Consider the following 9,902-nt stretch of genomic DNA (forward strand, 5'->3'; position numbering starts at 1 on the left):
TAAATTCAGAGTACTCGACAGCCGTCTCGTATCTTCAACCCTGGTCTCACAATCACACCAGCTAGTGAAGAGACTGAACCAGGCTAGGTCTTTATCGATGAATTGTTTGCCGAAGGTGTAGAAACACGCTTGCCGTTCTCGAACCGTTTACTCGATTCAATAGCGTCTGTGCATGAGTTGATGACTGAGCTGCAGGGTTTCGGTAACCAACGAACCTAATTCCGTAATTGCGGGATTATGATTCTAGGCTTTCTGAACCTATCTCTTCTTTTCGTCGTTTCTCGATCATCTCTTCTAGCTCGTCGACTGTCTCAATGAGTGCGTTGGGGAGATCCTCTTCGAACTTCTCTCCCTGTAATCGATAGATCGGTCCAGAAACTGAGATTGCACCTAGTGGGTTTCCATCAGCACCGTGGACCACTTTGGCAACTGAGCGGAGGCCCTTTGCATACTCTTCATCTTGGCAGGCGAATCCCTGATCACGGATGTGTTCTAACTCTTCATAGAGTTCACTTCTGTTCGTAATTGTCTGTTCTGTAAGACTCGGTAAGCCCCACTGGTCGATGATTTCTTCTACTCTATCACGGGAAAGCGATGCCAGTGTCGCTTTTCCAGCGGCGATTGTATTCATATGGTAATAGGCACCTGCAAATTCACGCACCTCAACTGGGTGAGTCAAGTCATCACCGTATGGGTTGTCCGGGTGATACGACTCGTAAATCACAATCATCTTGCCGTTATTTCCGACGAGGAAATCGACCTCTTCGTCCGTTTTTTCGGCAAGATCTTGGACAGCTTGAGCAGCGAGCCGATGCCCTACTTTCCTCGTTCGAGCATACTCCCCTTTATGAAAGAACCGAACCCCGATATGATATTCATCGCCCTCTTTAGTGAGGTAACCACGCTCACTGAGAGTTTTGAGGTGCTTATACGCCGTACTCTTTGAGAGATTTATCGAACTGGTGAGATCGTTTATCGTTGCCCCATCCTGTTCTTGGATGTAGTCCACGATATCGAGTGACTTCGCCACTGACTTAATCTCCCAATGGGGGTTTTCTTGTGGCATGCCAATACCAATCATACCATTCATTATAAATGGTTCGTATTATTATAATTCTGGGAGCTATCACGACTACATTTTCTATGTCATATATTAAAATGAATAGTTTTGAGATACTACATTAAAACAATAATATCTGAACACTCTCTATTGAATACATTATATGTTGGTGACTGTAGATGCTTTTCACAATTAGGATTCAAACCGCAAGCATCGAAAGTTCCAACCCAGTGTACTATTAGAGCAATATTTTATACTAGCGATGAAAGACATAATCCACTCGTATATTCGAATGCTTGATTTTCGGCCATACGCATAATCGATTCCTCGGTTATCTTAATTAACACTTTTACCCGATCTATTGTCCATCTCACCGAATTTTTGTTCCAGTTTTGAGACTATTTCCAGAATACTCATTGGAATAGTCTCGTGGAACTCTTTGTCGCCGATATAGTACTTAGGGCCAGAAACAGAGAGCGACCCGAGTAACTGTCCAGCGTCTGAATGGACAGTTGCTGCAACCGAACGTAGACCCTCAGTTGATTCCCCCCGGTTTAGTGCATATCCTTGTTCACGAATCGTCTCGAGTTGGTCGAATAGTTCATTTTCCTCAGTGATTGTCTTAGCGGTGACTTGTGGGAGACCGTGCTCATCAATGATCTCTTGGACTTCACGATCTGGTTTCTCCGCGATGATGGCTTTCCCAGCGGCGCTATTGTGAGCATAGAAGTAGTTTCCAGTAGAACGCTGATCGAAATAGTCCGCCTGGCTGTGTTCTTGATGGAGGCAAATAATCTTCCCGTGGTCCAAGACAGAAAAGGCAACTTCGTGACCAGTTGCACTCACTAAATCAGAGAGTGCGGATTTGATCTCCCCAAATTCGGGGCGACGGAACCTCGTGTACTGGCCGAGGTTTAAGAATCGATAGCCAACATCGAATGTGTTCCCATCACGTGTTACGTAACCAGCGTTTTCGAGTGTAATGAGATGACGATGAATAGTACTTTTTGAGATGTCTAATGCATTCGAGATCTCTTTCAGTGTTCCCCCATTCCGTTTCTGTAGCTCTTCTACGATCTGTAGAGACTTGATCGTCGACTTGACCGATGGCGTTTTGTTGGGGTGTGTCATGCTATCGGGTTTATTCCCACTGGATTATTATTATCTATCTGGTCCTGTTTTGTCCCATTATATGGGATATTCAAAACGTAGATACTGAATCTCATGGGGAACCCGTGGTAACCACCAAGAGGCCCGAGGTAGCAATGCTCCTCAATTTCATATTGTGGTATGACTCCTTGATTCCTGACTCAGCGAGTACTTTCCAGATCCGAAGCCTGATATCACAAATGTACTGTTGTAATGGATCGGCCAAAAATTTCGCCTTTCACCATCATTGAGAACAGTCTGAGCTTCCGAGCCGCAATGGGGTATCCGGAATCATACACTAAATATATAACAGAATTATTTAAATTCATAACAGATGATAAGACATGATATCTATGTACAATACTTCTACTTACGCCGGTTGCAGATATCCCACAATACGGGACTTACAAAAGGACTTAATCCTCTTCGACATCAGCGCGTCCCATTCAAGAATATCCGATTCTTCACTCTCAACTAATTTTACCAAGACTACAATAAAAATGGAAGAGACAGGAAGTTTCAAGTTGGTGAAATTTGGAGTACCTATATGGTTCGTAGAAGCCTGCTCTTCTCGCCTGGGGACCGCGCCGAGTTATTACAAAAAGCACCAAGCTCTGGTGCAGATACGCTGATTTTTGACCTAGAAGACGCCGTTGCCCCTAGCCAAAAAGAATCTGCTAGAGCAACTGTTCGGGATGTACTTGCCGATCCATCGTTTAATCCCGAGGCGGAGATAGTTGTGCGAATAAACGAGGAAATCAAGGGGCAAAACGATATTGCTGCATTGGAAGACGCAGCCCCAGACGCTGTGATGGTTCCGAAAGTCAGCAACAGTGAAGACCTGTCTTACGTCGAAGACATTCTACAAGAACATAATGTCGACTGCACAGTGTTTGCCCTCGTCGAGTCGGCAAAGGGAGTCTTAAACGCACCAGAAATTGCAAGCGCACCGGTAACCTCAGCGGTTGCACTTGGTGCCGAGGACCTCGCTGTAGACCTTGGCGCGTCACGGAGTGCAGATGGTACAGAGATTCTGTACGCCCGTGAACGCATCGTGTTAGCTGCATCAGCAGCAGGTATCGACGCTATTGATACACCATATACAACCTTGAGAGACAACGATGGTCTCCGGGCGGACGCAAAATTCGCGCGTGATATCGGGTTTGACGGTAAACTCGCTATACACCCCAAACAGGTATCACGTATCAATGAAGCGTTTACTCCGAACGAGGATAGGGTAATGTGGGCGCGTCGCGTTGTTGAAGCCTGGGAATCAGCCGAACAAAGTGGCCGTGGGGTCGTCGAAGTTGATGGGGAGATGATTGACGCACCACTTCTTGAGCAGGCACAGGAGATTCTCAGACGTACTAATGTAGACGATTAGAGAGTGAGAGTGCAACAGGAGATCAGGAGGACTAGTGAATTTGATTACAGTAACTGGTACAGTGTAGTTATTTTTGATGCATTCAATGAAATTAAATAGTGGTAGAGTGTTATTTCATTCGTGGATTACTTAACCAGTATTCCACAGTAGCGACGATACAGCTTGTACCATGTTGGCCAAGGGGCCCAATCCCGTGCCACGAGTAATTCAAATCGCGAACGTTTGCCCCGAATTACTTCACTGGGCCCACCTGGCTCTCTTGTAACGTTGAAACCACCGACTGACCGGTGGTGACCCATCAATACGAAAAGCTACTTACTCAATAGTTAATCTGTAGAGTCCCTTTCGAGCGTCTCTTGGAGAAGGCCGCGTCGAGACGACATCACGCCTTTTCAGACGTAACAGGGCATATCGGACAGTGCGTGACGGTAAGAGTGATTCTTCGGCTAACGATGCTTGAGTCATCTCGCCCTCTAACTCAAGAATTTTAGCGACTAGTTTTGCACTTGGAGGAAGATCCTCCAACTGTTCTTTGTGTCTACGAAGACTATGTTCCATGTCGGGGGCCTCCTCTGTTTGTCTTGGTGGTTGATAATAACTACACACAAATGTATCCCCCTGATTATTTTGGACCATCCAGACTATCTATTTAGATATTCTGATATGATTCTTCCTCTTTCAACAATTCTCTCGGAGTTTGGATAGAGATGGGGTCCAAGCTCTGGTCCGATTATTTTCCTACTGCTTTAAATCAAGTAGAAATTGATTGCCACTCTGGCATACTATATTGGTAATTTATGATACATATATCTTATTATGTCAGATTCAAAAATAATTGGTGAAATAGACTCCACCATAGCAATTTTATTATCTTGGACAAAATAGATAATTTTATTAGTGATTTAAATAATAATCATAAATATAGTAATATCCAAATTTATGTAGTAGAAAATATAGTTCGGACGATGTGGTGTAATTTTATAGCAACATATAACAGTCAGTGTATATGTATGCCGACAAGATAAATACTGTTGCTTGAGAGAATAAAGAACCCCGACTAGTACGTTAAATTGGGTCAATCAGACCAAGATAACTCTTGGCAGCATAATGACAGGAACCTGTGATTTAAATAAATCCGCTTTGCGAGGTTTACAATGAGATAACTGACGTGGCAAATGGCATTTTGAACTGTTGGTTATAATCAAATAGAGGCGTCTCCATCATTGTTGAGCGTTACTAATCCGAATAACCGTTGCTATCCGAATCTGAGATCTTATTGTTTTCGGAGAAACCAAGTCAGAACGCAGATTGCTCGTCATCAGGTTTGATCCAAGTGCGAAATCGGTGTTGAGAAGGCACACAACACTTCTCCTCTCCGAGGTTGTGGCTTGTCCCATCCTCTGAAGTCACGTGGCTGCCCAAAGTATGACCAGTGCCTCCATGACTGAAGACGACGCTAAAACACTGTTTTCGCAACAGAAGATTGGGGATCATCCCCCGCGTTGTCACTTGGTTTTGTCGACGACTGGGACGAACATTTTTTAGTTATCTGGAATGAACCTAAACTAATGCCAAAGAGTGAGACGGAATTCATTGAATTTTATCCGAGTGGATGGACAGAACACGTTCATGAGGACGTTTATGTTGAATATGTCTATGATAATGACCCAAGGATAATCGTTCGTATTGATGGGACAATGGGCGAAAACGATTACACAGTCTCGCCGATTACTGGTGTCAACAAGAGTGGAGAAGAGTTTGTTACTCGGCCGGTCTCCGGCCTTGGCGCTGAGGAAGCTTTTGAGATTGCTGAAGCGCTCGTGTACGCAATTAACGGAACTGCAGGGCGACTGAGCGGGGAGCCGGAATTCAACGGAGAGGATGAGTAAGACGTAGGGAGTTATTTTTCCGACCCCTGTGGGTATGGGCTAGTTGGTTTTCATTGAGTCTGCACCCCTGCTTGTGCGTTACTATAACTCAATTTTGGTGGCTCTGGTTACGATGAACGTGTACACGGTGAAATTTATTAGACACACCAAGGTTCCATAATGAGTATTAGGATGACCAATATGTTCCAATTTGTTCGCACTAGGTTCCTATACGATACTTTTATGTTGTGTCATGGTAGTGTGGGAATGTGTAACGTATGTCGAGACAAGATCGCACACATAACGATACGAAGTTTGGTTCCAAATTGGGCAAAGTCAGTGACCAATTTGAAGACTCGAACAGTCGGCGAACGTTCCTGAAAGCGCTCGGAGCGACAGGAATTGCGGGACTTGCGGGATGTACTGGTGGTGATGGTGAAAGCTACAGTGGAGATGACAGTGGAGACGATACCACTGCGTCAACTGGTGGCGAGGAGACTGAAACTGAGGAGTCAACGGAAAGCAACACCGGAAGTTCGACACTCCGGATGAGCGCAACCCAGCGATTCGGTACCGTCGACCCTGCAAAGGGAACCGATTACACGCAAGTGCTGGCGCTCATCAATTTGTACGATCCACTGGTGTTCCCCGATACGGAAGGTGAACTCAAACCCCACCTTGCCGAAGACTGGACGGTTTCTGACGACAACAAGACCTACACGTTCACGCTCCAGGAGGGTGCGACCTTCCACAGCGGAAATCCAGTGCGTGCGGAAGACGTGAAGTTCTCAGCAGAACGGTTCCTCGATCTCAACCAGGGGTATTCCTCACTCCTTGGGAACGTTCTCTCCAAAGATAACGTGGTTGTCGAAGACGAACAGACCATCTCGTTCACACTTGATAGGGTTCACTCCCCGTTCCTTGCTACGTTGGTTCTCTTGTTCGTTGTCGACAAGAAAGCTGTCTTAGATAACGCAGAGGACGGTGACTTTGGTGATCGTGGTGACTATGGTCAGAACTATCTGAACAACAATGATGCTGGTTCTGGCCCCTACGAGTTAGCAGGTTTCGAACGTCAGGCCCAGATTTCGTTCAGTCGGTACGCCGACTACTGGGGGTCGTTCAAAGATGGTGCATACGACAACGTCGTGGTGCAAATCATCACGAAGGACCCGACGGTCCGATCGCTAATGAAAACGGGAGAACTCGACATGTCGAGTCAGTACCAGAGTGAAGAGACCTACCAAGCGCTTGCAAAGGAAGACGACATCCGAGTCGACTCGGTCGCGACGGTGACTATGTTCTATTTCAAAATTAACACACAGAAGTCACCGACCGATGATCCAGCTGTGCGCGAGGCCATGGCGTACGGGTTCGACTACGAGACTGCGCGCAATCAAATTGCACCTGGATCACTCCCAGCACAGGGGCCGCTCGCACCATCATTTGGGGTGCACAACGACGACATCGTCCAACCGACGTACGACCCAGAGAAGGCGAAACAAATCCTCGCTGACGCAGGGTACGAAGAAGGTGACATCACTGTCCAGAACACGTACGTGAAAGACTACGGCCTCGAAGAGAAGATGGGTCTTCTCTTCCAGCAGAACATGGACGAGATCGGGATCAATGTTGAATTGAACCCGCAGACGTGGGGGACGATGACCGAACTCGCTACGAGTGTCGAAAAGACCCCGCACGTTAATCAAGTGTTTTACGGACCGGTCTACCCGTCGCCCGACACTGTATTCTACAACCAGTTCCACTCAGAGGCTGCTTCGACCTGGATGAGTATGGAACATCTCGAAGATTCGACGGTTGATTCACTCATCGATGAGGCCCGGTCCACGGTCGACCCAGATACCCGTGCGCAACTGTACGCTGACCTACAGGAGCACTTAGCGAACCTCTACCCAGATATCTTCATCTTCATCCAGTCGAAGAAACATGCATTTGCTGAAGATGTCAAAGGGTACACGTTCCGTCCATCGATGAGTTTCGACTACTGGTTCCCAGACTTCTACCAAGGATGAAGTACTGGCAGTACCTCGTGCGGCGTCTCGCGGGCATCCTCGTGAGTCTCATCGGTCTTTCAGTCATTATCTTCGCGACGTCACGGGTACTTCCTGGGAATCCCGCACGAATGGCGCTTGGAGCGCTTGCATCCGAGGAACAAGTTCAGGCTCTTGCAGTTGAGATGGGCTTGAACAAGCCAATTCCCCTGCAGTATCTCGACTACATGCAGGGGTTACTGGTCGGTGACCTGGGGACGAGTCTCGAAACGAAGCAAGCGGTGAGCACGGATATCATCTACTACCTGCCGGCGACGCTCGAGCTGATCACAGTTTCGATGATGCTTACGGTAATCATTGGAATCCCGCTCGGGGTTATCGCAGCACAAAATAAGGATGGACTCACTGACAATGCAACTCGGCTACTTGCATTTTTCAGCGTTAGTGTTCCCGGTTTCTTCATCGCGATTATGTTCCAGTTGATCTTCGGCTACCTTCTGGAGTGGCTCCCGATTACGGGACGTCTTTCTGCAGAGCACGCCGCTAACGTCTCGAAGTTCACTGGGTTCCTCCTTGTGGACACCATCCTCTCTGGGAATCTTGCTGCTCACTTGGATGCGTGGGCTCACATCATCCTCCCAGCACTTGCTCTTTCGTTGGCAGGTATTGGCCAGGTGATGCGGATTACTCGGTCGAGCATGATCGACGTGAAAGACCAAGATTACGTGGAGGCCGAGCGCGGGTTTGGTCTTCCATCTTGGCTCGTGACGTACAAGTACACACTAAAGAATGCGTTCATCCCCACGCTCACAATTCTCGGGCTTCTCTACGCGTCGCTCCTCGGAAACGCGTTCTTGATAGAACTCGTGTTCACGTGGCCGGGGCTCGCGTCCTACGGTGTCACAGCCGTGCTGAATAACGACTTCAATGCAGTCGTCGGTGTGACGATGACGATTGGTATCGCATTCGTCAGTATCAATTTCCTCGTTGATATTCTGCTGGGTCGTGTCGACCCCAGAATCCGACTTGCGATGGAGGAGGCAACATGAGTACAGAATCTGCAACAGGCTTCAGTCGATTCGTTTCCGAAGAGCGACGCGAACTCTGGCAGCGCTCGTGGAAACGGTTCTCGAGCAGACCAATGAGTGTCATCGGCCTTGGGATTATCATCGCGGTCATCCTACTGGCAGTGTTCGCTCCGGTTATCGCACCGTATCCCGAACACGCTGGGAAATTCACCGACTTCTCGAACACACTTCAATCACCAAGTCTTGATCATCCCCTTGGGACAGATCACGTCGGACGTGACGTGCTGTCGCGTATCCTCTTTGGATACCGACTATCGCTCATGCTCGTTGGGGTTGTCCTCGGCTTCGGTGTTCCAGTCGGTGTTCTGCTTGGACTCGTCGCAGGTTACTACGGCGGGTGGGCAGAGACCATCATCATGAGAGCAACGGATACGGCACTTGCTTTACCGCCGCTCGTAATGGCGCTCGCCATCACGTCGGCGTTAGAGCCGACGTTGACTAATGCGATGATTGCAATCGCTGCTCTCTGGTGGACGTGGCACGCTCGCCTCGTCCAGAGTATTGTCGCGAGTGAACGGAGCGAAGAGTATGTGCAGGCAGCAAAGCTCGCTGGAGCAAGTACCCCGCACATACTGTTCCGCGAGATTCTGCCAAACACACTCTCGCCAATTCTAGTCAAAGTAACACTCGACGCTGGGTTCGTCATCCTCATTGGCGCTGGACTTTCGTTCATCGGCGTCGGTGTCCAACCACCACAACCCGGCCTCGGGACGATGGTCAGTCAAGGAACATCTTACCTCCCAGATTCGTGGTGGGTGAGTATCTTCCCAGGCCTCGCCATCTTCACCCTTGTTATGGGGTTCAATATGCTTGGTGACGGGCTTCGTGACCTCTTTGACGTGGAGGTAAACCGATGAAACTCGACGAACCAGTCGCGGCTGACCCACTGCTAACCGTCAAAGACCTCGAAGTCGGCTTCGAATCGTTCGACGGGTTTGCAGAGGTCATCGACGGTGTGAATCTCTCCATCGGAAAGGGAGAGGTCGTCACCATCGCTGGAGAGACTGGCTGTGGCAAGTCTGTGACCATGAAGTCCATTCTCAGACTCTTGAACCAGCCACCAGCCCGAGTGAACGGTGAAATCACCTTCGACGGGACAGAATTACTCTCACTGTCTGATTCGGAGTTTGAGCATGTCAAAGGCCAGCGAATGAGCCTCGTCTTCCAAGACCCGATGTCGAGTTTAAACCCGACATTCACCATCGGTGAGCAACTCACCGATACCGCGCAGTTCGGTGGTGACAGCAGCACTGGAGTCATCGAATTCTTCCGCCGGAAGTACAGTAATGAGCGCAAAGAGGCTCGTGAGCGCGTGTTAGAGATGCTCCGTGAGGTCCAGAT

General features: G+C 48.4%; 9 protein-coding genes. 6 read left to right on the forward strand and 3 right to left on the reverse strand.

From position 1 onward, the window contains the following. Positions 1-235 precede the first annotated feature (235 nt). Positions 236-1,066 carry an IclR family transcriptional regulator gene (locus AUR66_RS18080; protein WP_197409869.1) on the reverse strand — a complete coding sequence of 277 codons (831 nt, stop codon included), beginning with the start codon at positions 1,064-1,066 and terminating at the stop codon, positions 236-238. A gap of 330 nt (positions 1,067-1,396) precedes the next feature. Further along, positions 1,397-2,191, reverse strand: coding sequence for an IclR family transcriptional regulator (locus tag AUR66_RS18085; RefSeq protein ID WP_058573541.1), 795 nt, complete (start codon positions 2,189-2,191; stop codon positions 1,397-1,399). A 565-nt stretch (positions 2,192-2,756) separates the two neighbouring features. Between AUR66_RS18085 and AUR66_RS18090 the strand changes: the two genes are divergently transcribed. Continuing rightward, positions 2,757-3,593 carry an HpcH/HpaI aldolase/citrate lyase family protein gene (locus AUR66_RS18090; protein ID WP_058573542.1) on the forward strand — a complete coding sequence of 279 codons (837 nt, stop codon included), beginning with the start codon at positions 2,757-2,759 and terminating at the stop codon, positions 3,591-3,593. Between the two features lie 315 nt (positions 3,594-3,908). Here the strand turns inward: AUR66_RS18090 and AUR66_RS22935 are convergent, their stop codons facing one another. Continuing rightward, on the reverse strand, positions 3,909-4,151 hold the full coding sequence (locus AUR66_RS22935) for a MarR family transcriptional regulator (RefSeq protein WP_082682277.1): 243 nt from the start codon (positions 4,149-4,151) through the stop codon (positions 3,909-3,911). 1,010 nt (positions 4,152-5,161) lie between these two features. On the opposite strand from AUR66_RS22935, the gene AUR66_RS18095 reads away from it, so the two are divergent. The 5 genes from AUR66_RS18095 to AUR66_RS18115 form a co-directional block, all read left to right on the forward strand. Beyond that, positions 5,162-5,482, forward strand: coding sequence for a hypothetical protein (locus tag AUR66_RS18095; RefSeq protein ID WP_058573543.1), 321 nt, complete (start codon positions 5,162-5,164; stop codon positions 5,480-5,482). 257 nt (positions 5,483-5,739) lie between these two features. Then, complete coding sequence (locus AUR66_RS18100; RefSeq protein WP_058573544.1) at positions 5,740-7,494, forward strand: ABC transporter substrate-binding protein; 1,755 nt, start codon at positions 5,740-5,742, stop codon at positions 7,492-7,494. After that, entirely contained in the window at positions 7,491-8,522 is a 1,032-nt protein-coding gene (locus tag AUR66_RS18105) for an ABC transporter permease (protein WP_058573545.1), read from the forward strand. The genes AUR66_RS18100 and AUR66_RS18105 overlap by 4 nt, the downstream gene beginning before the upstream one ends. Next, positions 8,519-9,418, forward strand: a complete 900-nt coding sequence (locus AUR66_RS18110; protein WP_058573546.1) for an ABC transporter permease — start codon at positions 8,519-8,521, stop codon at positions 9,416-9,418. Before AUR66_RS18105 ends, AUR66_RS18110 begins: the two co-directional genes overlap by 4 nt. Then, positions 9,415-9,902: ATP-binding cassette domain-containing protein (locus AUR66_RS18115; protein ID WP_157533223.1), on the forward strand; the 488-nt coding region annotated here is incomplete at its 3' end. The genes AUR66_RS18110 and AUR66_RS18115, both read left to right, overlap by 4 nt.

It is taken from the genome of Haloferax profundi, from assembly GCF_001469865.1.
GTDB classification, from domain to species: domain Archaea; phylum Halobacteriota; class Halobacteria; order Halobacteriales; family Haloferacaceae; genus Haloferax; species Haloferax profundi.